General features: G+C 34.5%; 23 protein-coding genes. 16 read left to right on the top strand and 7 right to left on the bottom strand.

Going from position 1 to position 27,000, the window contains the following annotated elements:
- The first annotated feature begins 5 nt into the window (after positions 1-5).
- Complete coding sequence (uvrA, locus tag QW060_RS07305; RefSeq protein WP_290362988.1) at positions 6-2,810, top strand: excinuclease ABC subunit UvrA; 2,805 nt, start codon at positions 6-8, stop codon at positions 2,808-2,810.
- Between the two features lie 29 nt (positions 2,811-2,839).
- Here the strand turns inward: uvrA and QW060_RS07300 are convergent, their stop codons facing one another.
- The 6 genes from QW060_RS07300 to QW060_RS07275 form a co-directional block, all read right to left on the bottom strand.
- Positions 2,840-4,126, bottom strand: a complete 1,287-nt coding sequence (locus QW060_RS07300) for a glycosyltransferase family 4 protein (RefSeq protein ID WP_290362987.1) — start codon at positions 4,124-4,126, stop codon at positions 2,840-2,842.
- A complete protein-coding gene (gene crcB, locus QW060_RS07295; protein WP_290362986.1) occupies positions 4,126-4,482 on the bottom strand; it encodes a fluoride efflux transporter CrcB in 357 nt (118 codons plus the stop codon). The genes QW060_RS07300 and crcB overlap by 1 nt, the downstream gene beginning before the upstream one ends.
- 3 nt (positions 4,483-4,485) lie before the next feature.
- Positions 4,486-6,915: a YfhO family protein gene (locus QW060_RS07290; protein ID WP_290362985.1), complete on the bottom strand. Its 2,430-nt coding sequence runs from the start codon at positions 6,913-6,915 to the stop codon at positions 4,486-4,488.
- Positions 6,916-7,040: 125 nt separating this feature from the next.
- Positions 7,041-7,328 (bottom strand): DUF4834 family protein, encoded by a 288-nt coding sequence (locus QW060_RS07285; RefSeq protein ID WP_290362984.1) that lies wholly within the window; start codon positions 7,326-7,328, stop codon positions 7,041-7,043.
- A gap of 100 nt (positions 7,329-7,428) precedes the next feature.
- Complete coding sequence (locus tag QW060_RS07280; protein ID WP_290362983.1) at positions 7,429-7,800, bottom strand: rhodanese-like domain-containing protein; 372 nt, start codon at positions 7,798-7,800, stop codon at positions 7,429-7,431.
- Between the two features lie 32 nt (positions 7,801-7,832).
- Positions 7,833-9,035 carry an NAD(P)-dependent oxidoreductase gene (locus tag QW060_RS07275; RefSeq protein WP_290362982.1) on the bottom strand — a complete coding sequence of 401 codons (1,203 nt, stop codon included), beginning with the start codon at positions 9,033-9,035 and terminating at the stop codon, positions 7,833-7,835.
- Positions 9,036-9,156: 121 nt separating this feature from the next.
- Here QW060_RS07275 and QW060_RS07270 point away from each other — a divergent pair, with 121 nt between their 5' ends.
- A complete protein-coding gene (locus QW060_RS07270; protein WP_290362981.1) occupies positions 9,157-9,693 on the top strand; it encodes a hypothetical protein in 537 nt (178 codons plus the stop codon).
- Between the two features lie 57 nt (positions 9,694-9,750).
- Here the strand turns inward: QW060_RS07270 and QW060_RS07265 are convergent, their stop codons facing one another.
- Positions 9,751-11,457: an RluA family pseudouridine synthase gene (locus QW060_RS07265; protein ID WP_290362980.1), complete on the bottom strand. Its 1,707-nt coding sequence runs from the start codon at positions 11,455-11,457 to the stop codon at positions 9,751-9,753.
- A 113-nt stretch (positions 11,458-11,570) separates the two neighbouring features.
- Here QW060_RS07265 and QW060_RS07260 point away from each other — a divergent pair, with 113 nt between their 5' ends.
- From QW060_RS07260 to QW060_RS07195, 14 genes are all read left to right on the top strand, one after another.
- Positions 11,571-11,990 carry a GNAT family N-acetyltransferase gene (locus QW060_RS07260; protein WP_290362979.1) on the top strand — a complete coding sequence of 140 codons (420 nt, stop codon included), beginning with the start codon at positions 11,571-11,573 and terminating at the stop codon, positions 11,988-11,990.
- Positions 11,991-12,138: 148 nt separating this feature from the next.
- A complete protein-coding gene (locus tag QW060_RS07255) occupies positions 12,139-13,101 on the top strand; it encodes a stage II sporulation protein M (RefSeq protein WP_290362978.1) in 963 nt (320 codons plus the stop codon).
- Positions 13,102-13,107: 6 nt separating this feature from the next.
- On the top strand, positions 13,108-14,055 hold the full coding sequence (locus QW060_RS07250; RefSeq protein WP_290362977.1) for a hypothetical protein: 948 nt from the start codon (positions 13,108-13,110) through the stop codon (positions 14,053-14,055).
- Entirely contained in the window at positions 14,048-14,854 is an 807-nt protein-coding gene (locus QW060_RS07245) for a DUF4129 domain-containing protein (protein ID WP_290362976.1), read from the top strand. The genes QW060_RS07250 and QW060_RS07245 overlap by 8 nt, the downstream gene beginning before the upstream one ends.
- The gene (locus QW060_RS07240; RefSeq protein ID WP_290362975.1) at positions 14,847-16,022 is read left to right on the top strand and encodes a DUF4350 domain-containing protein; all 1,176 of its coding nucleotides are present in this window, start codon (positions 14,847-14,849) and stop codon (positions 16,020-16,022) included. Before QW060_RS07245 ends, QW060_RS07240 begins: the two co-directional genes overlap by 8 nt.
- A gap of 1 nt (position 16,023) precedes the next feature.
- Positions 16,024-17,022: an AAA family ATPase gene (locus tag QW060_RS07235; protein WP_290362974.1), complete on the top strand. Its 999-nt coding sequence runs from the start codon at positions 16,024-16,026 to the stop codon at positions 17,020-17,022.
- Between the two features lies 1 nt (position 17,023).
- Positions 17,024-18,358, top strand: coding sequence for a DUF58 domain-containing protein (locus tag QW060_RS07230; RefSeq protein WP_397386090.1), 1,335 nt, complete (start codon positions 17,024-17,026; stop codon positions 18,356-18,358).
- Complete coding sequence (locus tag QW060_RS07225; protein ID WP_290362972.1) at positions 18,358-19,167, top strand: TrmH family RNA methyltransferase; 810 nt, start codon at positions 18,358-18,360, stop codon at positions 19,165-19,167. Before QW060_RS07230 ends, QW060_RS07225 begins: the two co-directional genes overlap by 1 nt.
- Before the next feature lie 45 nt (positions 19,168-19,212).
- Complete coding sequence (locus QW060_RS07220; RefSeq protein WP_290362971.1) at positions 19,213-19,857, top strand: hypothetical protein; 645 nt, start codon at positions 19,213-19,215, stop codon at positions 19,855-19,857.
- A 118-nt stretch (positions 19,858-19,975) separates the two neighbouring features.
- On the top strand, positions 19,976-22,180 hold the full coding sequence (locus tag QW060_RS07215; RefSeq protein ID WP_290362970.1) for a RelA/SpoT family protein: 2,205 nt from the start codon (positions 19,976-19,978) through the stop codon (positions 22,178-22,180).
- Positions 22,181-22,254: 74 nt separating this feature from the next.
- Positions 22,255-22,710 (top strand): Fur family transcriptional regulator, encoded by a 456-nt coding sequence (locus QW060_RS07210; protein ID WP_290364713.1) that lies wholly within the window; start codon positions 22,255-22,257, stop codon positions 22,708-22,710.
- Positions 22,711-22,728: 18 nt separating this feature from the next.
- Positions 22,729-24,000, top strand: a complete 1,272-nt coding sequence (locus tag QW060_RS07205) for an adenylosuccinate synthase (RefSeq protein ID WP_290362969.1) — start codon at positions 22,729-22,731, stop codon at positions 23,998-24,000.
- Between the two features lie 108 nt (positions 24,001-24,108).
- Positions 24,109-25,779: an OstA-like protein gene (locus tag QW060_RS07200; protein WP_290362968.1), complete on the top strand. Its 1,671-nt coding sequence runs from the start codon at positions 24,109-24,111 to the stop codon at positions 25,777-25,779.
- A gap of 7 nt (positions 25,780-25,786) precedes the next feature.
- The gene (locus QW060_RS07195; protein WP_290364712.1) at positions 25,787-26,977 is read left to right on the top strand and encodes an aspartate aminotransferase family protein; all 1,191 of its coding nucleotides are present in this window, start codon (positions 25,787-25,789) and stop codon (positions 26,975-26,977) included.
- Positions 26,978-27,000 lie beyond the last annotated feature (23 nt).

Here is a 27,000-nt window from a genome sequence, read left to right as displayed (position 1 = left end):
AAAGAATGAAAAAAACAGATTTTTCTGCCATAGATCCTAAGAAGAATATCATTATCAAAGGAGCTAACCTCCATAATTTAAAGAATTTAGATGTAGTTATACCCCGTAATAAAATGGTGGTAATTACAGGATTATCCGGATCCGGAAAATCCAGTCTGGCCTTTGATACTCTTTATGCTGAAGGACAGCGAAGATATGTGGAAAGTTTATCTTCTTATGCGCGTCAGTTTTTAGGCCGGATTGATAAACCGAAAGTAGAATATATCAAAGGAATTGCTCCTGCTATTGCTATCGAGCAAAAAGTAAACACGACTAATGCCCGCTCTACTGTAGGAACATCTACAGAGGTTTATGATTATTTAAAGCTGTTGTATGCGCGTATTGGCAAAACGTTTTCTCCTGTATCAGGCAAAGAGGTAAAAAAAGATACTGTTACCGATGTCGTGAATGAAGTGAAAGGGTTTGAAGAAGACAGCAAGTGGTTATTACTGGCTCCTCTTTATAAGAAAAAAAACCGTACCGTTATTGAGCAGTTAAAAATTGCTCTTCAACAAGGTTTTTTAAGAATATTACTCCACAATGAAATACAGCGTTTAGATGAGTATATTGAACAAAATCCGGATATTGATCTGAATCCTAAAGATGTTTATCTCGTTGTGGACCGTCTTGTTGTAAAACATGATGAAGATTTTTATAACCGTCTGGCAGATGCCATTCAGACTGCTTTTTTTGAAGGTGATGGCGTTTGTTTTCTTCAGGAACTTTCAACAGGCAATATATTTGAGTTCAGCAATAAGTTTGAAGCGGATGGGATTACCTTTCTGGAGCCGAATGTACACTTATTCAGTTTTAATAATCCGTATGGAGCTTGCCCTACATGCGATGGCTATGGTAATATCATTGGAATTGATGAGGATCTCGTCATTCCCAATTCAGCTTTATCCGTATATGAAAATGCCATTTATCCGTGGAGAGGTGAATCAATGAGCTGGTATCGCGATCAACTGGTAAATAAGTCACATCATTTCGATTTTCCTGTTCACAAACCTTATTTTGAACTTACAGAAGATGAGAAAGCATTGGTATGGAAAGGAAATAATTTTTTTACAGGACTGCATGCCTTTTTTAAAGAATTGGAAGAGAAGAATTATAAAATTCAAAACAGAGTATTGCTTTCACGTTACAGAGGAAAGACCAGATGTCCTGAATGTAATGGAAAACGTTTGCGAAAAGAAGCAAATTATATTAAAATACAAGGCAAAACTATTTCTGATCTTGTAGATTTACCTATTGATAAGCTGGCTGCTTTTTTTAAGCAGCTTGAATTGAATGAGTTTGAACAAAAAATAGCACAACGACTGCTTTTAGAAATCAATAACCGTTTGCAATTTTTATCTGAAGTAGGATTGAGTTATTTAACTCTTAACCGAAATTCTGCTTCATTATCAGGAGGTGAATCTCAACGTATTAATCTGGCGACTTCATTGGGCAGCAGCCTGGTAGGTTCTATGTATATATTAGATGAACCCAGTATCGGTTTACATCCTAAAGATTCTGAAAAACTGATACACGTTCTTCAAAGTTTAAAAGACCTCGGCAATACAGTTATCATTGTAGAGCATGATGAAGATGTGATGAAAGCTGCAGATGAAATTATTGATATTGGACCGGAAGCAGGATATCTCGGAGGAGAATTGGTCGCTCAGGGAGATTTTGATGAAATATTGAAGTCTGACTCGCTTACAGCACAATATCTCAATGGTAAAATGCAGATAGAAGTTCCTCAAAAAAGAAGAAAGTTTAAAAATTATATAGAAATAAAAGGTGCCAGAGAAAATAACCTCAAAAATATAGATGTTGTTTTCCCTTTAGATTGCCTTACGGTAATCACCGGAATTTCAGGAAGTGGAAAAAGTACGCTGGTAAAGAAAATACTGTTTCCGGTATTGCAGAAAAAGCTTACAGGAACAAGCGATAAAGCAGGTAAATTTACAGATATTCAGGGTTCCTATTCTCATATAAAACATATTGAATATGTAGATCAGAACCCAATAGGAAAGAGTTCAAGATCGAATCCTATAACTTATATCAAAGCGTATGATGATATTCGCGATTTATTTTCTAAACAGCAATTATCAAAAATCAGAAACTACCAGCCAAAACATTTCTCATTTAATGTAGAAGGTGGTCGTTGTGAAGTATGTAAAGGCGATGGTGAGGTAACCATTGAAATGCAATTTATGGCAGATGTACATCTTGAATGTGAAGTATGTCATGGAAAACGATTCAAAAAAGAAATACTGGAAGTTCAGTTTGAAGGTAAAAATATAGATGATGTCCTCTCTTTAACCGTTGATGAAGCGGTTCAGTTTTTCGAAAAGCATCAGCAGTCTAAAATTGTACAAAAAATACAGCCGTTGCTCGATGTAGGTTTGGGATATGTAAAGCTGGGGCAATCTTCTTCTACCCTTTCCGGTGGTGAAGCACAGCGTATAAAACTGGCAACATTTTTAGGAAAAGGAATGGTAAAAGAAAGAGCTTTGTTTATTTTTGACGAGCCTACTACCGGACTCCATTTTCACGATATTAAAAAGTTGTTACAGTCATTTGAAGCCCTTATTGAAAAAGGACATTCAATTATTGTGATAGAGCACAATCTTGACTTAATCAAATGTGCCGATCAAATTATTGATATCGGTCCTGAAGGTGGTGAAAAAGGCGGTGAAGTAGTCGCTTTTGGTACTCCTGAAGAAATCATTAAAAATAAAAAATCCGTTACCGGTAAATATCTTAAAGATAAATTAAAATAAATAAGAGCCTCATCAGAGGCTCTTTATTTTTATTGTGCCATCAGCAATGCGGCTAATTTTTCAGTTAATTTGCGCCGGCTGTAATACTGTAACCCCATACCGTATATTTTTAAATTCTGATCAAGGTATTGGTGGTAGTAATGGATAAGAGTCTGTTTTATGGCTTCTTTATCTTCATACGTATGAAATACACCAGTATTGGTCTTACGTATGATTTCAGAAAAATCTGCTCCTTCAGGTCCAATAGAAAGTATCGGGCGCTCTGCAGCCATATATTCAAATAATTTACCGGGTATAATCCCTACAGTGTCTTCAGAGTCAATTTCTAACAGTAATAATACCTGTGATGTTCTTTGTTGTATTAAAGCATCTGTATGAGAGAGATACCCCATATTATGAACGTAAGCTTCTAAATGAAACTCTTTTAAGACGGATAAAATTTCCTCACTTATTTTACCGATCAATTTAAGGCGAAAATGATCTTTAAATCCTTTTTCTTCTTTTATCAATTCTGCCAATGCTTTCCATAAAACTCTCGGATTACGGTTAGATAAAAGCGATCCGATATGGGCAATGGTAAATTCTTTGTCTAAAGGTTGCTTTTGTATTCTTTCAATATCATAACCATTGGTGATCACACTGACAGGCTGTTTTGTAATTTGCTCAAATTCTCTTTTAGTGGTAGGACTGGTTACAATAATATGATCTGCTGTATTTAATACTTTCTTTTCAAGCTCTTTATGCTTTTGAGCAGCTTTATCTGTTAGTTTAAGTTCTTTATGATAACCTATTGTTGTCCAGGGATCTCTGAAATCAGCCAGCCAGTTTATGGAAAACATTTTTTTTAATTTTAAACCGATAAGATGCACACTATGAGGAGGTCCTGTGGTAATAATACTGTCAACAGGATGCTTTTTGAGGTAATCTTCCAAAAAGCTTACAGACGGATTTACCCATCCTATTCTGGCATCCGGTATAAAAAAATTTCCTCTGATCCAGAGTAACGCTTTTTCCGTCAGTTTTTGTTTCTTTTGTACAGGAATAATACCTGAACTGATATCCTTAGTAGACTTTTTTGAAAACAAAGAAGCCATTTTATAAGGTTCTTTTATAGGATATCTGATGATTTCAACATCCTTGCCTATCTCTTTTTCCAGATCATTATCTATAATAGGATAATGTGCATTTTCAGGTATATATACAACCGGTTCAATACCAAACTCGGGAAGGTATTTTACAAACTTGAGCCATCGTTGTACTCCGGGACCTCCGGCAGGCGGCCAATAGTAGGTAATGATTAATACTCTTTTCTTCATTATTTAGCTATAACAAATCCTAAAAATGTAGCAGCTAATGCAACAATTACACTGCTGAGCATATAAAAAATGGCGAGCTGATACTGGTGATTCTGTAGTAACCTTAAGGTTTCTAATGAAAAGGTTGAAAAAGTTGTAAAGCCACCGCAAAGCCCCGTCATTAAAAACAAATTAATCCATTTACTTTCCGGATTCTTTAGTGTATAAGCAAACAAGATTCCGATTAGAAAACTTCCTGATATGTTGATTATCCACGTTGATAAAGGAAAACTGTTCCACAGCATCAATTTGTTTAACAAATAACGGATACAGCTCCCAATTGCTCCTCCAAACGCAACTAATAAGATGGATTTCATTCTCTATGCTTCTTTCCGGTTACTGCTTCTGAACAGATAAAAAATACCTCCAATCAGTAAAATAAACATAGCAATATTACTGATCAGAGCAATCGTACTTCCTGTTTTGATTACCTGTGGCTCAAATTTAAACTCAACCGTATGATTTCCTTTTGGTAATGGTAAAGCCCGTAAAGTATAATTGGCTTCTATCATTTCTGCCGCTTTACCATCAATGGTTATCTTCCATCCTTTTGGATAATATACTTCTGAAAACACAACCAATCCGTCATTTGCATTGTTTGTTTTATACTTTATATAATCTGAACGATAATCGGCTACTTTTACAGATGCCAGACTGTCTACTATATATTTTTGAGCGATTTTGTCTGCAAATTTGTTTTCTACTACAGCCGTTGTTTTTGTGTTGCCTTTCGTAAGTGCCTGCATTGCTTCATCTGCAGTTGCTACTTTTTCTACCTGAGAAACGAACCATGCATTTCCGTTTGCCTCCGGATTTTCTAAAGCTATCGGCTGTTGGTTATCATCTGTATCAATTACATATTTTACATTCATCATATTAAGTACCTGATGATTGTTTTTTGCAATTTGATAATCAAATAACTCCTGTATTTTTTTAGGTTTAGCGGCATGATATCCTCCTAATGAATGGTGGAAATAAGAAGTTCTTGCACTGTTAAAGCCTCCGCTTAATTCGAAAACACGGAATTTAGTAGTATCCTGTAAAATTTTTTGATCAGCTGCTGTAGGTTGAAAAGGTGTTTTTACCTGAGATGCTTCCACAAAATTATCTTTATTGACATAATTGAGATCCAGACTTACAAGATCAATTACGGCTAATGCTCCTATGAAAATCACTGTGTACTGCATCTTCAGTTTTTCAATACTGAAGAAGTATAATATTCCGGCAGCACCCGCTACATAGATAAAAGTACGGATCAAATCAGATGTGTACATCGCACTTCTGTCTTCGATCAGTGCTTTAATAAATTCGGGAACTATTTGTCCAAAAACCCTTGTACTGTAGTAGTTGTCTTTTTCTGAAGCAAAATCCAAAAACCCTTTACAAATAAATAAGAAGACGATAACACTGCCGGCTACTATTGAAGCTTTCTTTAGTTTTTGCAATCTCTTTTCTCTATTGAGGTTAAAAAATGACTGTAAACCTAATAATGCCAATGCAGGAAAACAAATTTCAGCAATAACCTGAATGGAAGTAACAGCTCTGAATTTGTTGTACATCGGAAAATAATCAATCATCAGATCGGTCAGGAAAAAATTATGTCCCCATGACAAAATAATGGAGAAAATGATTCCCGTTATAAAAACATATTTAATTTTTCTATGTTCAGTAAATAAAGCGAGAATAAAAAGAAAGATAACAACAGCACCTATATAAGCCGGTGCTGCAACTCCGGGCTGATTCCCCCAATAGGTGAGTACATGCTTTGAAAACTCAGCTGCTTCCGCTGGTGAAGCTCCTACTGCTACAAAAAACTTTCCTACATTAGAATCAACTCCTAAATTTTCAACATCGCCTCCGCCCATGAGTCTTGGAACAAATAGATTGAATGTTTCAAAAAGTCCGTAACTGTATTCTGTTATATATTCATGAGACATCGCATTATCAGATGGTTTTGGCAATCCGTCAGCACCAATAGTCAAATCACTCTTACTTCGGGTACTGAAACCTGCATATTCAGAAGTTGCCATAAGATTGGTGGCATTGCTTCCGATAGCAACAATGGCTGCTACAAGAAATACAGCCATCACTTTACCCAATTCTTTGTATTCTTTCTTTTTGATAAAATCTATAGTATAAAAAACAGCTGCTGCAAGTAATAACAATAATAAGTAATAGGTCATCTGAAAATGGTTGGCTCCTATTTCCAGTGCAGCTGCAACCATGGTTAACAAACCTCCGACAATATAACGCTTCCTGAATACAAGCAATACGCCTGCAAGTACCATTGGCATATACGCAATTGCATGGGCTTTAGCATTATGACCAGCACCAATGATGACAATGAGATACGTAGAAAAACCAAATAACAAAGCCCCTGCAAACGCTTTTAACGGGCGTACTTTTAAACAAAGGAGCAGTATATAAAAACCGATGAAATATAAGAACAGATAATCTGCAGGGCGTGGTAAAAATCGCAGTACACTATCCAATTGTTTTACATAATTGTGTGGATATTTGGCACCCAACTGATAGGTAGGCATCCCCCCAAAAGCACTATTGGTCCAGTAGCTCTCTTCTTCATATTTTGTTCTATAATCCATTTGTTCCTTTGCCATCCCGGTATACTGTACAATATCACTCTGAATGATCTCTTTTCCTGATAAAACAGGATTAAAATACGCCAGAGATAAGATGATAAAACCTATGAAGGCCAACAAATGAGGTAAATAGTTCTTATAGTTTTTCATACAACAATTAAATGCTTTTTTAGAATAAAGGCTAAAGTAACAAATATTATCAAGGCTACAAAAAAATAAAACCTTACAGAAGTTTGATTCTGTAAGGTTTTATGGATATTATAAAAAGAAAATGACTAATTCAGTTCTTCAAAATCTATATATTCTCCGACTTTTTTCTTTTCACGCGGAAATTTGTTTTTTGAAAACTGCTTGTTTATATCTTCAGATTGTGTCTGATTGTTTTGTGACTGATAGTTCTCCTGATATCTTCTCTGTTTTTCCTGAAAACTCTGCTCGGCTTTTTTAACTACTTTTGTAATTAAAATAGGAGCAAAAAGTCTGAAGGCAAACTTAAATAAATAGTATAATAAAACAAGAATTAAAACTGTTTTAATAAAATTTTGAAAAGATGCTAACTCCATATGGAATTGATTTTTAAATTATATATGTTCAAATTTAAGAAAATAAATAGGATACTGCCTGATGCTATCTCTTAAAAAAATGATAAATATTAATATTATATCATTTACCCTCTTGAACAGCTCTCCATGCTTCAAAACCACCTTCAATCTCTTTTACGTTTGTAAATCCAAGATTGCTTAAGATTTCAGCTGCTGTCTCGCTCCTTCCTCCTAACTTGCAAAAAATAATCAATGGCGTATTCTTATCAATTTTTTCAACTTCACTTCTGAAAGCGTCATTTTCAACATCAATGTTTATAGCAGAAGGAATCGTTCCTTCCTGATATTCTTCGGGTGTTCTTACATCAATCAAAAGGTAATCTTGTTGCTGTACTGCTGACACATCTTGTGCTCTGATAAAAGAAGATTGCTGTGCAGTAGCAGTTGTGATACCGAACAAAAGAAAAATTCCTAATATTATTTTAATATTCATAATCAGAATTTTAAGTTATTTAATATAAATAATTACTTTACCTCGGCATACTCTTTTAAATATTCAAAACGAGCAGTCAATTTTCCATTTTCACAAATAGTCCCTCTTTGTAATACACCATCTTTATCTCCGTTAAAGAAAGCAGGTACTACAGATTCCAAAAACATCTTTCCAAAACCTTCACTGGCATCTTTCGGTAGTTCACAAGGCAGATTATCTACTGCCATCACCACAACTGCTGCCGGATGATCGATAGATACTTCCTGGTTGTCACGAGGATAATATCCGTATAAAGGTTCTTCTATAGTAGAACTTCTGATTGTTGACTCTATAGGACCATTGATATCACAAGAAATATCGCCAATAACTTTTATCATGTTTTTAGCATGATTAAGCATATCACGTGTCAGGATTACCGGTGATCCGTCTTTATAAAAATGTCCTGCAATAAAAATATCTGATACAAAAACAAACCGTTCAAAATCAGATTCATATTCTTCAGGATTTACGAAGAAATCATTTCTGTCTGAAGGTTTACCATCTTTTCTTCTGTTATAATCCGTTACGTCAATTTGAACATACACAGGTTCATCGAATTCTTTGTGGAGATAGTCTTCAATAGTCACTTCCTTCATTTTCATAGCATCGAGCATTTCTTTAGCTCCCATTGCAACTTTCCCCTTTCCGGTCAGAACTATTTTTATCGGTGGTAAATAAGGTTTTTTTAGACGTTCAATAAGTTCTTCTTTTGATTTTAGTGTTGTCGCTTTTGCAAGATTAAAAAGCTCATATTTAATACCAAAGGCTCTGATGGTGTTGTATGCTCCTACAATTCCTGCGTATCTTCCAAAACCAATTAATCGGTTCCCCTCATCATCAACCAGTGTTTCATGGTCTATAAGTCTGATATTTTTTTCAAGACATGCCTGTAATAGTTTTTTATTATAAGGCTGTTTTTTTATTGTATGTGAAAAGAAAAAATAAGTTTTATTAGGAATAAGTTGATCTAATGGGACTTCCTTTACCCCTAATAAAACATCACAATCCGTCATGTCTGTTGTGATTTCAAATCCCTGTTGCTCATACTGTTCATCTTTAAAAACTCTGATATCAGAAGATTCAACCTTAAATGAAGCTTGTGGGTATGCGTTTTTAAAATGTGTCAATTCATCAGGTGAAAAAACCACTCTTTTATCATGTGGTATTTTCCCTTCTTTAATAATTCCGAATTTCATGTAAATAATTTAATTTCTCAAATATATTTCAAATAGTTCACTTGGCAAAAGAAAGCATTTTTTTGCATGAAGATTTTTTATTAAATCTAAATAACAGTATATTTGCATAAAAATTAATCCGATGAAAAAAATATTTTTTGTAGCAGCATTTGCTTTTGCAGGTTTAACAATGGTATCATGTAGTAGTGATGACAGTTCACCAGTTGTAACTACCGATACTCCTACTCCAAGTACTGACAGTCCGAATCCAGGTACTGATACTCCAAATCCGGGAACAGACACTCCGGATCCTGTAAGCTTAATGGTTGGTACATGGAAAGCGACAACATTGTCTTATAGTTTTACAATTCCTGGTCAGGAAGAACAAACGCATCAATTTCCATTTGATCATGCAAGTATCAAAGGAGGTTGTGCCACTGACTATCTGACTGTTGAAGAAGGTACTGTAGTAAATTTAAAACAGAACAATAAAAATGAAGAAGGCAACTGTGTAGATGTAAACATTGCAGGAACCTGGACTGAAGATGCTATCAGCATCACCGGAGAAACTCAGCCGAGAGAGGTTGTTTCATTTAATCAAACTGAATTGGTTTTAAAATATGAGATGACTTTCAACGGTCGTTCTACTGACGTTACTGTAAAATATACCCGTCAATAAGCATATATTTAATATATAAAAAGTACGAAGTTTTCACTTCGTACTTTTTTTTACTTTTTATTGAAAATCAGCTGCTGCCTGAAACTGCATTCTTTCTCCACTCACAGGATGTGTGATTTCGAGCATCTCAGCATGCAAATGAAGCCGATTGGCTGGTATTCCATATAAATCATCGCCTACAATAGCATGATTAAGTCCCGATTGATGAGAAGCATGTACTCTGAGCTGGTGTGTTCTTCCTGTTATCGGATAAAAATATACCAGTGTTTTTCCTTCTTTTTTTGTAATCATTTCCCATTTAGTCACTGCTTTTTTTCCATAGTCGTAGCAGACGAGCTGTCGCGGTCTGTCATCGAGATCAACTCTTAACGGAAGATCGATTATACCGGATGATTCTTCTAATTCACCGTCTAATAATGCTACATATCTTTTTAAAACAGTTCTTTTAATAAACTGTGATTGCAGCTGTTTGTGTATTTCTTTTGATTTAGCAATGATAAGCAAACCTGAAGTGGACATGTCCAGACGATGAACAATCAATGGTCCCGTAGCATTAGGATATAAGGCTTTTATACGTTCAAAAACAGAGTCTTTTATATGAATACCCGGAACAGTAAGGAATTCTGCCGGTTTATTGATAACTACTATATAAACATCTTCATAGACTATCGGAAGTTTTATATTGACATCCGGATTTTTAAGCAATGGATTTTCATCTATTATTAATCCCGTGAGCATGTGTTTCAAAATGGGTTCACATTTCCCCCAACATGCGGGATAAAACTGTTTATGCTTTTTGACTTCTGATTTTGGAGAAGCACCCCACCAGAATTCTGCCATGGCAACAGGTCTTAGATTATGAAGATAGGCATAATGTAAAAGCTTGGGAGCACAACATTCCCCTGCCCCTGCCGGAGGATGACTGTGGGTATTAGGAGTAAAGATGTCGAGAAGATTTTTAATATTTCCTTCTGCATTCAGAAATTGGTATTGCTCAAACAATTGTTGTTGCAAAATACCGGATTTCTTTTTGCGTAATGCTTTTAATTCTTCAATCTTTAGCTGGTATTCTTCAATGTTGTTTTCTAAAACCTCTAAACGTATTTTCCAATCTTTAAGCAATGTATTGAGTTCGTGTTTATCTCTCAAACTCTGTCGGATCAAATCTTTTTTCTGTTCTTCCCGGTCTTCACATTCAAAAAGATCATTAAGTTGTTCACGCTTGATTTTTCTTTCAGCTTTTAACCGTTTAAGACTTTGTTTTTTATCATTAATCTGCTGTTTTGATGTGACAGATAGTAAAAGTTTTTCTTTCAAAAGGGCTTTATAGGCTGGATCCTGTTCCAGTAGTTCAATTTCTTTGTTGATGTTGTTTAAAACTTGTTCTTCTTTTAGAAAAAAACTGTTCTTTGTAAGCATATCAAATACCGGAGGTACAAAAGAGCCGATGTTATTAGAGTTAGCCAGCTTTCCGGAAAAAGCAGTGAGATATCCTAATGTTCCATTCTGTTTTTGAACTACCAAAACACCAAACATTTTACCGATGACCAAACCTTTTTGCAATGGATCTAATCCAAAATTATGTTCAAAATCAGTCTGTAGCGATAAAAATTCCTGAAGCTCAGTTGCTGCTATTACACTTAGCGGATGCGGAACATAACTAAATGGAAAAGTAAACTTTTCAGGTAATGTGAATGCATCTGTATTTGTTTTAAATTCTGTAAAACAATTTTCTATACCCGTTTGAAAAAAGGAGTTATTCATGGTACAAAAGTAAAACAACCAGATGTATATATTGTCAGACTCATTAAAATGATTGGAGTTTTTTCAGCTGATATGATTTTAAATACTCTATAACACATAAAAAAGTTCTATTTTTGGATGAGCAAAGAAAATATATGATTCAGATTATAGAAAACCAGATTCCTGTTGAAACGTATCGAATGCTTCGTTCTGCATCAGGTTTATCTGAAAAAACTACAGAAGCAGCAGAAAGAGGACTTAAAAATTCACTTTACAGTATTTTGATTGAACAAGAAGATTTACCCATAGGTATGGGGCGTATCATAGGTGACGGAGGCTGTTTTTGTCAGGTTGTTGATATCTGTGTATTACCTGAACATCAGGGTAACGGAATAGGTAAAGTAATTATGGAACATATTATTACTTATATTGAAAAACTACCTGAATCTTGTTATGTAAGTCTTATTGCTGATGGTGATGCTTACCGATTATATGAAAAGTTTGGTTTTAAAGATACCCTGCCCCGATCAAGAGGTATGGGATTGAAAGTTTAATACGTTATTATATAACAGACGTATTCTTCTGAAAATAACAATTGATAATAACATCTATCAATTATGAAACTATTTAGGGAGTTTTATTGATTTTTCATCAAAAAAACTTCTTAAAAATCATTCTTAATTGCTATTTTAGCCTATTGATATGAGAGAGATAGCTTTTATAAAACAAAATAAAGACAAATGGCTTGAATATGAAGAGATCATTCTGGGGAAAGTAAAGAAAACTCCGGATGAAATGGCTCAGATGTATATTCGGCTGACTACAGATTTGTCTTTTGCCCAAACTTATTATCCCAAAAGTAAATTGACAAAATATTTGAATTATCTGTCAGCACAGATTTTTCAGAAGATCTATAAAACGAAGCGGTATAATGAAAATAAGCTGGTGCATTTTTTTAAAACAGAAGTACCCCTGTTACTTTATCACTACCGCAAGTATCTTTATTTTTCTTTTGCCTTTTTTCTACTTTTTGTAGCCATCGGAGTTATTTCATCTAAATACGATGATAGTTTTGTAAGGTTGATTTTAGGCGATGGTTATGTAAACATGACGCTTGAGAATATTGAGAACGGAAATCCAATGGCAGTTTATAAAGGCGGATCTTCCTGGGGCAGTGCCTTTGCCATAACACTTAATAACCTTTGGGTAGGACTTCGCTGCTACATTTATGGAATTTCAGGTGGCTTAGGTACTTTTATGTTTGTTTTCTATAACGCTATTATGCTGGGATCATTTCAGTATTTTTTTTATGAAAAAGGATATTTTATGGAAAGCATACGAGGTATATGGCTGCATGGAGCAATGGAAATATTCGGGATGGTAGTTGAAGCTGCAGCTGGGTTTATTTTGGGAGCCAGTATCTTGTTCCCTAAAACCTTTTCACGTCTTAATTCCTTTAAAATCGGTTTCAAAAACAGTTTTAAAATTTTTATCAGCACACTTCCTTTTACCTTCTTTGCCGGAATGATTGAAGGTTATGTAACCCGCTATGCGAAAGAAATGCCTAATGCATTAAACTATAGTATTATATTAATAACTTTGGGGATAATCACTTTTTATTATTTGATTTATCCTGTAATAATCCACAGAAAAACTTTAAAATAACGTCTTATGTTTCCATTATTTAAAATAAGAGATTTTGGTATTTTGTTCAATGAAACTTTTGGTTTCTTTAAAATAAAAGGAAAAAATTTCTTTGCCAATTATTTTAAATCACTTGCTATCTTATTTGTAGTGTTATCCGTAATACTGTATTTCTTTGGAAACTTTTATTATACCAGTTTTTTTCAAAGTTTGGGCAACGGAGATTTTAATGATGCCTATTTGAGTAATTATTATAGCGACAATGCCGGAACAATTGTTTTATTAGGTATCTTAATGCTGCTTATTAGTCTGGCAATAGGTGCCATTCAAATATCATATCCGGTTCTATACCTTAAATTACTCGAAAAAGATCCTGAAAAGAAACCAACCTACAATGAGATTAAAAAAGAAATTTGGAGTAATTTAGGCAGGGTTCTTCTGTTTGTTATAATCAGTATTTTCTTTTTTGGAATTCTCAGCATCATCATATTGGGAATTTGTATGCTGTTGATTTTTGTAATTATTGGTATTCCGTTAATGTTAATCGTTTTTCCATATCTGATGGGATTATTTTATCTTACTTTTTATCAATACATTATTAAAAAAGAGGGTTATTTTGAATCCTTTTCATTTGCTTTCAGAACAATTAATAATAATTTCTGGACTATTATAGGAAGTATTCTTTGTATTTCATTCATCATTAATATTATCAACTATATCATACTTATGATACCTTATATGATTTTTTTCTTTGCTATGTTTGCCGGAGCATCAGGTAATAATGTAGGAACTGAGGATATGGGTATGATGGCAATAATGCTGATGCTTATTTATATGATTGCCATTATCACTACCATGTTGTTAAACAATGTCATACTTATCAATTGTGGACTTATTTACTACAGCGAAAGAGAAAAAATTGAAAATCATGCTGCAAAAAATGATATAGATTTAATCGGTCAGATGGATGAGTAAAATTTGTAAACTATACAGTATCTTCTTTTTTTGCGTTTTTGTTTTTACGGCAAATGCTGACTCATTGCAGCAACCTGCTGAACAAACAAGCTATACGGATGAGGTAGAAATACCATCTATGAACAAGTTTTCATTAGATGCTTTAAAAAAAGATACGATTCCCGTTTTACAAAAGAAATTTGCTCCAAATTTTAAAGACAAATACGACAGTTCAGATTTTGATTATACCTATGAACGACAGAGGAAAAGAAGTCTGATAGAACAATGGATTCAAAAAATAAAAGAGTTTTTTGGCTTTGTTGACCGCAATACCGTCTCTACAGAATCTTTTTTTGACTCAACTCTATTCCGTATTATTTCTCTGGTTATTATTGCATTGATTCTTGCTTACATTATTAAATTGCTGATTCAGAATGATTTTAATCGTTTTTTTAAAAAATCAGCTAAAGATATCGGTGTAGAAACAATAAATATTGAAGAACAAATTCATAAGGTTGATTTCGAAAAACTGCTCCAACCCATCCTCAAGACAGAAGATTACAGATTGGCTATACGGTATTATTACTTATGGGTATTGAGAAGGTTGTCTAATGCTGAAGTTATCAAATGGCATACAGATAAAACCAATGCAGATTATTTATTTGAAATTAAAGATCAGCAACTTAAAAAAGATTTTGAATACTTATCCTATCTGTACAATAATATATGGTATGGTGAATTTACGCTTACTTCGGAGGAATTTTTAAAAGCACAGGAAGCATTTATCACATTGTTAAATAGATACAAAAACTATGAATAGTACAGTAAAATACATCCTTTATTTTATACTGGGATTTCTGGCAATTGTATTTATCCAAAGCCTTTTGCCAAAACCTATTAATTGGCAGCGCTCATTTAAAACCAATGATAAAATCCCATTCGGATTATATATTCTTAATAAAGAACTACCTACCTTACTTTCACCAATAGCGGTTGAAAAATATGCGAAAACACCTTATGAGTACTTTGTTGAAGAATTTGATACAATCAACCCTAAAAAAGAAACATGGTTTTTTGTTTTAGATCAGGAACAGATAGATAAAGCATCAATTGAAAAGTTACTGAAAGCTGCAGCTATGGGAAATGATATTTTTATCAGTTCTATGAGTCCTCCTTATTTATTATTGGATTCTATTGGTTTAGGAAGTAGATATATGTATGGTAATACAAATAAGGATACGAAATTCCAGTTGTTGAATCCCTATCTGAAAAAAGCTTCTTGTAGTATAAATGTTCCAAGTTTAGAAGTATTTACGGTTCAGGATTCTACCGGATTAACAATTTTAGGAAACTCTGGAGATGAACCCGGCTTTATCCGTAAAAAAGTTGGAAAAGGTGCTTTTTATCTGCACAACAGTCCGGATGTATTTGTAAACTACCACTTATTGGAAAGTAATAATCATTTATATGCTGAAGGTGTACTATCATATATCAATTCTGATAAACTGGTATGGTTCGATCCACAAAGAAATTATAACGAACAGATCGATAATTTTCCGTTGCGTTTTATTTTCAAACATCCGTCTTTGCGTTGGGCATGGTATTTTGTTATTATAGGTTTTTTAATTTTTATCCTATTTAATATAAAACGGCGTCAACGTATTGTACCTGTAATTCCTCCTGTACAAAATACTTCTGTAGAATTTGTAAGAACCATTGCCAATCTCTATTATCAGGAAAACAATCATGAAGACCTGATTCAGAAAATGATCGTTTACTTTTTAGAACACACGCGTATCCGGTTACGGATTGATACAAGTAAATTGGATGAGAAATTTATTGAGAATTATCACAAGAAAACAGGAAAAGATAAGCAAGACATAAAAGAAGCAGTAGATTTGATTATAGAATACCGTAAAACAAATCAGCCCCGTTCAGAAAAAGAATTAAACAAGCTATATCAGAGCATACAAAAAATAAGCATTTAATATGGAAGAATATCACACAAATAGCGATTCTTTATCCTTTGAAAATCGTATCAATTTAAGCGATTTAAAACAAAAAGCGGATGATATAAAGAATGAAATAGGCAAAGTCATTGTTGGCCAACATGAAATGATTGACTTACTTTTAGTTGGATTGCTCGCCAATGGTCATGTCCTTTTAGAAGGAGTACCGGGAATTGCGAAAACGATTACAGCAAAATTACTGGCAAAAACAATTAATACAGAATTCAGCAGAATTCAGTTTACCCCTGATCTCATGCCTTCGGATATATTAGGAACTTCTGTCTTTAACACCAAAAGCAATGAATTTGAGTTTAAAAAAGGACCTATATTTTCTAATTTCATTCTTATTGATGAAATCAACAGAGCGCCGGCAAAAACTCAGGCAGCCCTGTTTGAAGTAATGGAAGAGCGACAGGTAACACTCGATGGCGTTACGCATAGCATGCAACCTCCTTTTCTGGTAATTGCAACGCAGAACCCGATTGATCAGGAAGGAACTTATCAGTTACCGGAAGCACAATTAGACCGTTTTCTTTTCAAAATAGTCATTTCTTACCCTACTGCTGAACAGGAGGTACAAATTCTGATGAATGAACATTTATTACAGGATAAAGATAAAACAGAGCAAGTAAATGAAGTAGTAAAAGCATCGGAAATTATCGCGTATCAACATCTGGTAAAACAGGTTATTGTAGAACAAAATCTGCTGAAATATATTGCAGAAATCGTATCCGACACCAGAACAAACCCTTTCTTATACCTTGGAGCATCACCGAGAGCCTCTATTGCAATATTAAATGCCGCAAAAGGATATGCAGCCATCAATGGCCGAGATTTTGTAACTCCTGAAGACATAAAATTTGTAGCTGTTCCCGTATTACAACACAGAATTATTGTAGCACCAGATAAAGAAATGGAAGGCGTTACAAGCCCTGAAATCATTCGTCAAATCGTAGAAACCATCGAAATTCCGAGATAATATTTTGAAAAATATAAAAGCATTATATATAAATTCTCTCGTATACTATTGCATTGCTGCAATTGTACTACTGTTTATATGTTCTTTTTTCTTTGCTTTTCTATACTATATTGTCTGGGTTCTGGTAGCGCTGTTCTTTATCCTTTTCATAGCGGATATATTACTAATTTATGGTGTAAAAAATGGAATAATTGGACAACGTATTACGCCTGAAAAACTGTCAAACGGTGATGATAATTATATATCCATTCGTCTGGAAAATAATTTTCCTTTCAAAATATCGGTCCGCATTATAGATGAATTACCTTTTCAGTTTCAAAAAAGAGACTTTTTAATAAATAAGTCATTGGCATCGAAAACAGCTGACCATTCCACTTATCTGGTAAGACCTACCAAAAGAGGCGAATATCATTTTGGACATTTAAACATCTATGCATCAGGTCCATTGAAATTGATATCAAGACGCTATATTTTCGATAATAATCAGATAGTAGCCACCTATCCCTCCTTTTTACAAATGCGTAAATATGAATTAATGGCGATTCATAACAAACTCTTTATGCAGGGATTGAAAAAAGTCCGCAAAATAGGAAATACAAGAGAATTTGAGCAAATAAAAGAATATACTCTGGGAGATGATATCCGGACCATAAACTGGAAAGCTACCGCCAAGAAAAGCCAATATATGGTAAACCAGTATCAGGATGAGAAATCTCAGAATATTTACATGATTATTGATAAAGGCAGGGTTATGAAATCTCCTTTTAATGATCTTACATTATTGGATTATGCAATCAATGCCAGTTTGGTTTTATCCAATATCATCATCAAAAAATATGATAAAGCAGGTCTTTTTACTTTTTCTAAAAAGGCAGATAATCGTCTGAAACCCGATAATAAACCGGTCCAGGTACAAAAATTTATGGAAAATCTGTATAAAGTAACTACTGATTTTCATGAATCCGATTTTAGTAAACTATATTCAGAAATTAAACAAAACATCCACCAGAGAAGTTTATTGATTCTTTTTACTAATTTTGAAACTTTAGATGGCTTAAACAGACAGTTAAAGTATTTAAGAGCCATCACTAAAAATCATTTGCTTGTTGTGGTATTCTTTAAAAATTCAGAACTGGATCAAATCGTACACTCAGAAGCAAAGAATACTCAGGAAATATATGACAAAGTCATTGCAGAAAAATTTCATTATGACAAAAAACTCATTGTAAATGAACTTATGAAATATGGCATCTATTCTGTATTGACTAATCCTGAGGATCTAAACTTAAATGTCATCAATAAATATTTAGAAATAAAAGCGAGAGGCATCTTATAATGAAGCATATCAGCAGTAGTCAGAATCCGTATATAAAATCATTGGTTCAATTGCAGGACAAAGCGAAAAACCGAAAAAATTCCCAATCTTTTCTAATAGAAGGTCAACGTGAAATAATGCTGGCATTAAAGGGAAATTTTAAACTTAAAACCCTGCTGTATTGTGAAGAGCTTATTTCTCTTCAGACCATTAATGAAATAGGTGCCCGTGAATCTGACACGGAATTTATAAAAATCGATAAAGAAGTATATCAAAAGTTAGCCTATCGCGACACTACAGAAGGAGTTCTTGCTGTTGCTGAAAGCAAAAGCAACCGGCTTGAAGATCTGAAGTTAAGTAAAAAACCATTAATTCTGGTGGCTGAGGCTCCAGAAAAACCCGGAAATATTGGTGCTCTTTTGCGAACTGCTGATGCCGCTAATATTGATGCTGTTATCATTGTCAATCCTAAAACAGATATTTACAATCCGAATGTGATTCGTTCCAGTGTTGGTTGTATTTTTACAATTCCGGTAGCTACAGCTACAACTTCAGAAGCTATTGCTTATCTGAATTCTAAAAATATAGCAATATATGCTGCTATTCTTCAGGAGGCAGCTCCTTATTATTTACAAGACTATAATGATGCTACAGCAATTGTAGTAGGAACAGAAGCGACTGGACTTACAGATGAATGGAGAATTGCTTCTGCTCAAAACATCATTATACCTATGGAAGGCGTTATAGACTCTATGAATGTATCCGTTGCAGCTTCTATTTTATTGTTTGAAGCAAAAAGACAACGATTTTTAAAAAATTCTTTTTTTTAACGCAAAACTTACTATATTTATAAAATAATAATTTAAGGAATAATTATGAAAACAATAAAAAGAAATTTATTTACTGTCGCATTATTAACTGTGACGCTACTATCAAGTTTTTCCTCAGAAGCACAAATACTTACAAAGAAGCAACGTTATTTAGGGGACTATAAATGGAGAGTCGGAATCGGTGTGAATATGATGGACTTCAACTTTAATAAATCAGATCTTCCTGAAGGTGCTGAAACAGTATTAATGGCTATTCCTTCAAGATTTTATATAGGAACAGAAGTTGCAAAAAATTTATCGATTGAAGCCTCTTTTGCCATGAATGAAGTTAAAAAAGATAATTATACCAGCGGAGTATTAGTTACAGATGACAAGACCATCTATGTACTTGACGGATCTTTAGTATACAGTATCGGCGGATTGTTCAATATTCCTTACGTTGACCCTTATGCAAAAGCCGGAGTCGGATATTTAGGTTTCGGTGACAGCAACTATACTTCCGTAAGTTTTGGTGGAGGTTTGAATTTCTATTTAAAAGATTTCGGAATTGGTAAAGATTACAGATATCCAACAGAAAAATGGTATAGCCGTTTTGGAATCAATGTTGAGGCAGTAGGAAGAAAAAACATTACTAACAGTGGTCCGGGATCACATATGCAGGCATCTGCAGGTGTTTTCTACATTTTCTAAGAAAATCAACGTATTATATAAAATAAAAAAGTGTGCATTTATCACACTTTTTTTGTTTTTTTACTTTTGCAGGTACTACTAATTTATAGTATATTTAATACAGACAAGCTACTTACTTATGACAGAGATTGATATTGAAAAAGAGAACAAAGCAATTGCCCGCGAATACAAGGAATTATTAAGCATCAGCTATCAAACCTTAAACGATGAAGATAAAAAACTCATTCGAAAAGCTTTTGATGTTGCTGTAGATGCTCATAAAGACCAACGCAGAAAATCAGGTGAAGCTTATATATTTCACCCAATTGCAGTTGCAAAAATAGTTGCTTCAGAAATCGGATTAGGTCCCACTTCCATCGCTGCGGCATTAATGCATGATGTTGTTGAAGATACCGATATTACTGTAGAAGACATTGAAAGAATGTTTAATCCTAAAATTGCTAAAATTGTTGAAGGATTAACCAAAATATCACGTTTAGAACCAGATCCGGGTGTGTCATTACAGGCAGAGAATTATCGTAAAATGTTATTAACCTTAAATGATGATGTACGTGTAATTCTCATAAAGATAGCCGACCGCTTGCATAATATGCAGACAATGGAAAGTATGGCTGCATACAAGCAGGCGAAAATAGCTTCCGAGACCTTATATATATATGCCCCCCTTGCCCATCGTTTGGGACTTTTTAACATCAAATCTCAATTAGAAGATTTGGGATTAAAATATACTGAGCCTGATGTATATCATGCCATTCTTAGTAAAATTAAAGAAACAAAAGAAGAACAGGAAGCATATATCAGTCTTATATCAAATGTGTTGAAAGAGTCGCTTGACAAAGAACATATAGATTATACTATCAAAGGACGACCTAAATCCATCTATTCGATTTCACGTAAGATGAAAGCACAAAACGTTTCTTTTGATGAAGTATATGATAAATTTGCACTGCGTATTATTTATTCCTGTGATGAACACGATGAAAAGTTTATTGCATGGAAAATATATTCAATAGTGACGGATCACTACAGACCATCGCCAAGCCGTTTGAGAGATTGGATTTCATCTCCTAAATCAACCGGTTATGAAGCCCTTCATATCACTGTTATGGGACCAAAAGGACGGTGGATAGAAATACAGATCAGAAGTGAACGCATGGATGAAATAGCCGAAAAAGGCTATGCTGCGCACTATAAATACAAACAAGGTGTTACGGAAGAAAACAGTTTAGATATCTGGTTAAATCAGCTAAAGGAAACCCTTGAAAATTCTGAAGCAAATGCAGTTGACTTTGTAGAAGATTTTAAACTAAATCTTTATGCAAAAGAAATTTATATTTTCACCCCGAAAGGAGAAATAAAATCGCTTCCAAAAGGAGCTACAGCATTGGATTTCGCATTTAGCATACACTCTGAAATCGGAATTAAAACCCGTGGAACCAAGGTAAACGGAAAATTAGTACCTCTAAATCATGTGCTCAACAGTGGAGATCAGGTTGAAGTCATTACTTCACCTAATCAGAAACCGAGTATTCACTGGCTTGAGTTTGTTACAACCGCACGTGCCCGTAATAAAATAAAGAATGTATTAAATGAAGACACTAAAAAGACCGGAGAAGAAGGAAAAGAAATACTACAGCGTAAACTGCGTCATCTAAAAGTAGAATTGAACGAAAAAACGGTAAACGAACTGGTAAATTTCTTTAAATTGAAGACCAGTCTTGATTTGTTTTATAAAGTAGGTATCGGAGCAATTGGCAATCAGCAGATAAAAGAATTTGTTTCTTTTAAAAACAGTAATTCTTTCTTTAACTTTTTTAAGAAAAATATCAAAAAGTCTGAACCGGTTGAAGTTATTGAAAAAACCAAACTGGATGTCATTGTTTTTGGAAAAGAGGAAGAAAAACTGGACTATAAATTAGCCAGTTGCTGTAACCCGATTCCAGGTGATGATGTTTTTGGATTTGTAACCATTAACGATGGTATTAAAGTTCATAAAAATGATTGTCCGAATGCTCTCAGTATGCAATCAAATTATGCATACAGAATTATTGCTGCAAAATGGGTTGATTCTTCAAATCAGGAGTTTAATGCCACATTAAAGATTATCGGAATTGACAGTCTTGGTCTTACAAATGAGCTTACAAGAGTGATTTCAAATGACTTAACAGTAAATATAAGAAGTATTTCTTTAAGTAGTCATGCCGGTATGTTTAAGGGAGAAATCACTGTAGTTGTACCTAATAATAATGTGCTTAAAAAGCTTATTGACAGTATCAAGTCCATAGATGGAATTGATAAAGTAATTCGTGAATATTCAAAATAGCAATTATATTGTCTCATAAGTTTTAAAGCTCAAAAATATAAATTATATTTGCAATGTATAAGGAGATAAATCCAATGGAAGTAGATAAAAATCAAGAAATTGTAAAAAATGTTTTTACAAAATATTTAGAAGAAAAAGGACACCGAAAAACCCCTGAGCGCTACGCAATTCTTCAAGAGATTTATGAAAATGAAGAGCATTTTGATATTGAGTCTTTATATATCAAAATGAAAAACAAAAACTACCGTGTAAGTAGAGCTACTTTATACAATACTATTGAATTACTTCTGGAATGTGGTTTGGTTCGTCGCCACCAGTTTGGTCAGAACCAAGCACACTATGAGAAATCATATTTTGACAAGCAACATGATCATATTATCCTTACTGATTCCGGCGAAGTGATCGAATTCTGCGATCCGCGTATTCAAACAATCAAAAAGACAATAGAGGAAGTTTTTGGCGTTAAAATCCATAACCATTCCCTTTATTTCTATGGTACTAAAGAAAATTCAGACACAACTAATAATTAATCACATTATTTAAACATTATGACGGTAGATTTACTGCTTGGTCTTCAATGGGGAGACGAAGGGAAAGGAAAAATTGTTGACGTTCTTACCTCAAAATATGATATTATCGCTCGCTTTCAGGGTGGTCCGAATGCAGGACATACATTGGAATTCGATGGAATAAAACACGTATTACGTACTATTCCGTCCGGTATATTTCATACCAACTCTATCAACATCATCGGTAACGGAGTGGTTATCGATCCTGTAGTATTTCAGAAAGAGCTGGAAGGTTTGGAAAAATTCAATATCGATATTCCATCCCGCCTTTACATCTCCAGAAAAGCACATTTGATATTGCCAACCCACCGCTTATTGGATGCAGCTTCGGAAGCTTCAAAAGGAAAAGCAAAAATCGGATCTACTCTAAAAGGTATCGGACCAACTTATATGGACAAAACCGGAAGAAACGGATTGCGTGTAGGAGATATCGAATTAGCAGATTTCAAAGAAAGATATAAAACTTTAGCAGAAAAACACATCGAAATGATTGATTTCTATAAAGTTGATTTACAATATAATTTACAAGAACTTGAAGAAGAGTTTTTTGCAGCAGTAGAAGAATTAAAAAAACTTACATTTATTGATTCTGAAGACTATCTTAATCAGGCACTGAAAAATGGCAAATCTATTCTGGCTGAAGGTGCTCAGGGTTCTTTACTGGATATCGATTTCGGAACCTATCCGTTTGTAACGTCATCAAATACTACTGCAGCTGGTGCGTGTACCGGTTTAGGGATTGCGCCAAACAAAGTAAAAGAAGTATTTGGTATCTTCAAGGCTTATACTACTCGTGTAGGTTCAGGACCATTTCCTACAGAACTTACAGATGAAATAGGAGCTACCATGGCTCGTGTCGGGAATGAATTCGGATCCGTTACTGGCCGTGCCCGCAGATGCGGATGGTTAGACCTTGTAGCATTGAAATATGCAGTTCAGGTAAACGGAGTGACAGAGCTATATATGATGAAAGGAGATGTGCTATCCGGATTTGACACACTAAAAGTATGTGTGGCATATAAATATAACGGACAGCAGATCGATCACCTGCCTTACAATATTGAGCCGGAAAATGTAACACCAGTTTACGTTGAGAAAAAAGGATGGAATGCAGACCTTACAGGGCTTTCTTCTTATGAAGAACTTCCTGTTGAATTAAAGGAATATATAGAGTTTATAGAAAGTCAGGTAGAAGTACCCATCAGAGTTATCTCTGTAGGACCAGACAGAAAACAAACCATCTATAAATAATCAAACAAAAAGCACTTTTTTACAAAGTGCTTTTTTTATGCATAAAATCTTCTTAACGCCCCACTCTATCCTATTAATTTTGACTATTTTTGAAAAAATTTTACTCGTTTGAAAAAGCATTTATTTTTATTTGTAATCATACTCTTACATTTTCTGCCAGGTAATGCCCAAACCCCGGCACCACCTGCGCCCAAAGGAAAATCTATAGAAATATTACATGCAGACTTCACCGATCAGAATCAAAATGAAATCCCTGGAGCCTTAATTCTTACTGGCAATATCGAAGCACAGCAAGATAGTATGTATATATATTGCAATAAGGCCTATTTTTTTCCAAATGACAATTATCTTAAATTATTTGGAAATGTTCATATCATTCAGAATGATACCTTACAGTTAAACAGCAATTATGCTGAGTATAACGGAAAAGAAGGTATTGCTTTCGCTTCAGGTAACGTATTGATGACTTCACCGGATTCTTCATTAAAATCGGAAAAAGTTTATTATGATAAAGTAAACGGAGTAGCTTATTACAATGATCACGCAACCATCGTTAATAAACTCAATACGTTAAAAAGTAAAGCCGGAAAATACTATACGGCAGAACAAAAATATGAATTCAGAACTCAGGTAATTATTACCAATCCTGATACAGAAATAAAATCAGAACATCTCGATTATTATGAAATTCCCGGACATGCCTATCTGTTTGGTCCGTCAACTATTAAAAATAAAGAGAATTTTATATATACGGAGAATGGTTTTTATGATACGCGCTTAGATATCGGAAAACTCATTAAAAATTCTCATATCATCAGCGACAACAAACGTATTGAGGGAGATGATATGTTTTACGACAAAAATAAGTCTTACTCTCGTGCGATACACAATGTAAAAGTAACCGATACGGTTAACAACATGATTATGACAAGTCATTTTGCTGAATTGTTCAAAGATCGGGATTCTATATATGTCACGGACAAGCCATTGGTTCGCATGCTTACAGAAAATGATACTACTTATTTTCATGCTAAGAGAATTATTGTAACCGGACCGGACAAAGAACGGGTACTCACCGGATACCATAATGCCCGCCTTTTCAGAACACCGGATATGAGCGGGAAAGCAGATTCACTACATTATGATCAAAAAATAGGTTTGGCTCAATTAATCGGTAATCCTGTATTGTTCAGAGGAGAAAGCCAGATGACGGGTAAACTGATTCATCTTATTAATAATCCCGTAACGGAAAAACTGGATTCTTTAAAAGTACTTACAGATGCTTTCTTAATAGAAAAAGACAGTTTAGGAGCTGGTTATAATCAGGCAAAAGGAATCAACCTGTATGGAAAATTCAGGGACAATAAGTTATATGAAGTAGATCTTGTTCAGAATGCAGAAATGATTTATTATGTATATGATGAGGATGATGAATTAACGGGAATCGATAAAAGTATCTGTAGCCGCATTCACCTTGAACTTGAAGATAATCAGATTACAAGTGCCACGCGTTTTGTAAATCCAGAAGGAGAATTATACCCTCCTGCGGAGTATCCTGAAAGTGCCAGATTGTTTCCCGGATTTAACTGGCGTGGAGATGAAAAGATAATGCGCCGGGAAGATATATTTCCACCTGAAGAAAACGATATCGGCGAAAAAGCCGAAATAGACAGTGAAAAGCAGCAGAAAGAAGCAGAAAAGCCAATGGAAGCTTCGGACGCAACCAAGAATTTTATAAGAAAAACAAAACCTGCCAATGTTATTAAAAACGGAAAGTAACGATTCGATGACCCGGGATTTTTTTAAATATCAGGCACAGACTTCAAAATATCCTTTAGCAGTAGAAATTTCACATGCTGAGGGAAGTTATATATACAGTACAGACGGACAAAAACATTTAGATTTTGTTGCCGGTGTTTCAGCCTGTACTTTGGGACACAAACACCCAAGAGTTATTAAAGCTATTAAAGATCAGGTAGATAAATATGCCCATGTGATGGTATATGGAGAATATATTCAAAAGCCAGCGGTTGATTTTTGCAAGTTATTGGCAACTAACCTGCCCCCAACCCTAAACAAGACCTATTTGGTAAACTCAGGAACAGAAGCTGTTGAAGGCGCCTTAAAACTCGCTAAAAGAGTTACGGGAAGAAACCAGATTATATCTTGTGTTAATGCCTATCACGGAAACACACAGGGCTCTATGAGTGTATTGGGCAACGAAGAACGAAAAGGAGCCTTCAGACCTTTGTTGCCGGGTGTCGACTTTATCACCTTCAATAATGAAGAAGATATCCAAAGAATCACGACCAGTACAGCCGGAATTATATTGGAAACCATCCAGGGAAGTGCCGGATTTATTACCCCTCAGAATGATTTTTTAAAGAAAATCAAAAAGCGTTGCGAAGAGGTTGGCGCTCTGATGATTTTAGATGAAATTCAGCCTGGTTTTGGAAGAACAGGTAGGTTATTTGGTTTTCAAAAATTTGGAGTAGTTCCTGATATATTAGTGATGGGTAAAGGTATGGCGAGCGGAATGCCGGTAGGTGCATTTACAGCAAATGAAGAATACATGGATTTACTTTCGCATGATCCAAAATGTGGACATATTACCACATTTGGCGGTAATCCCATCATTGCGGCTGCCAGTTTGGCAACACTGCAAGAATTATTGGAAACAGATCTGATGGAGCAAATAGAGCGAAAGGAACAACTATTTAGAAGTTATTTACAACATCCGCTTATTACCTCAATACAAGGTACCGGATTGATGTTAGCGCCTATGTTGCCTACAGATGATATCACCAATCAGGCAATATTAAAATGTAAAGAAAGAGGATTAATTCTCTTTTGGCTGATGTTTGAAGGCAGGGCAATAAGAATCACCCCTCCCCTTACCATAACTGAAGAAGAAATCAAAGAAGGTTGTGGCATCTTAATTGATGTATTGAATGAGATACAAAATAAGATCAACTAAAATTGTTAATGATTTTGTTTAAA

It is taken from the genome of Paenimyroides ceti (assembly GCF_030409925.1).
The sequence above is the reverse complement of the archived record's forward strand: the minus strand, read 5'-3'. Positions and strand labels throughout refer to the sequence as shown.

Excerpts from the sequence above, each read along its gene's own strand:
- QW060_RS07225 (WP_290362972.1), top strand. The coding sequence starts at position 18,358 with ATGAAGCATATCAGCAGTAGTCAGAATCCGTATATAAAATCATTGGTT.
- QW060_RS07195 (WP_290364712.1), top strand. The coding sequence starts at position 25,787 with ATGACCCGGGATTTTTTTAAATATCAGGCACAGACTTCAAAATATCCT.
- QW060_RS07205 (WP_290362969.1), top strand. The coding sequence starts at position 22,729 with ATGACGGTAGATTTACTGCTTGGTCTTCAATGGGGAGACGAAGGGAAA.
- QW060_RS07270 (WP_290362981.1), top strand. The coding sequence starts at position 9,157 with ATGAAAAAAATATTTTTTGTAGCAGCATTTGCTTTTGCAGGTTTAACA.
- QW060_RS07240 (WP_290362975.1), top strand. The coding sequence starts at position 14,847 with ATGAATAGTACAGTAAAATACATCCTTTATTTTATACTGGGATTTCTG.
- QW060_RS07265 (WP_290362980.1), bottom strand. The coding sequence starts at position 11,457 with ATGAATAACTCCTTTTTTCAAACGGGTATAGAAAATTGTTTTACAGAA.
- crcB (WP_290362986.1), bottom strand. The coding sequence starts at position 4,482 with ATGAAATCCATCTTATTAGTTGCGTTTGGAGGAGCAATTGGGAGCTGT.
- QW060_RS07275 (WP_290362982.1), bottom strand. The coding sequence starts at position 9,035 with ATGAAATTCGGAATTATTAAAGAAGGGAAAATACCACATGATAAAAGA.
- QW060_RS07300 (WP_290362987.1), bottom strand. The coding sequence starts at position 4,126 with ATGAAGAAAAGAGTATTAATCATTACCTACTATTGGCCGCCTGCCGGA.
- QW060_RS07215 (WP_290362970.1), top strand. The coding sequence starts at position 19,976 with ATGACAGAGATTGATATTGAAAAAGAGAACAAAGCAATTGCCCGCGAA.
- QW060_RS07290 (WP_290362985.1), bottom strand. The coding sequence starts at position 6,915 with ATGAAAAACTATAAGAACTATTTACCTCATTTGTTGGCCTTCATAGGT.
- QW060_RS07250 (WP_290362977.1), top strand. The coding sequence starts at position 13,108 with ATGTTTCCATTATTTAAAATAAGAGATTTTGGTATTTTGTTCAATGAA.
- QW060_RS07220 (WP_290362971.1), top strand. The coding sequence starts at position 19,213 with ATGAAAACAATAAAAAGAAATTTATTTACTGTCGCATTATTAACTGTG.
- QW060_RS07245 (WP_290362976.1), top strand. The coding sequence starts at position 14,048 with ATGAGTAAAATTTGTAAACTATACAGTATCTTCTTTTTTTGCGTTTTT.
- QW060_RS07280 (WP_290362983.1), bottom strand. The coding sequence starts at position 7,800 with ATGAATATTAAAATAATATTAGGAATTTTTCTTTTGTTCGGTATCACA.
- QW060_RS07255 (WP_290362978.1), top strand. The coding sequence starts at position 12,139 with ATGAGAGAGATAGCTTTTATAAAACAAAATAAAGACAAATGGCTTGAA.
- QW060_RS07235 (WP_290362974.1), top strand. The coding sequence starts at position 16,024 with ATGGAAGAATATCACACAAATAGCGATTCTTTATCCTTTGAAAATCGT.
- QW060_RS07285 (WP_290362984.1), bottom strand. The coding sequence starts at position 7,328 with ATGGAGTTAGCATCTTTTCAAAATTTTATTAAAACAGTTTTAATTCTT.
- QW060_RS07210 (WP_290364713.1), top strand. The coding sequence starts at position 22,255 with ATGGAAGTAGATAAAAATCAAGAAATTGTAAAAAATGTTTTTACAAAA.
- uvrA (WP_290362988.1), top strand. The coding sequence starts at position 6 with ATGAAAAAAACAGATTTTTCTGCCATAGATCCTAAGAAGAATATCATT.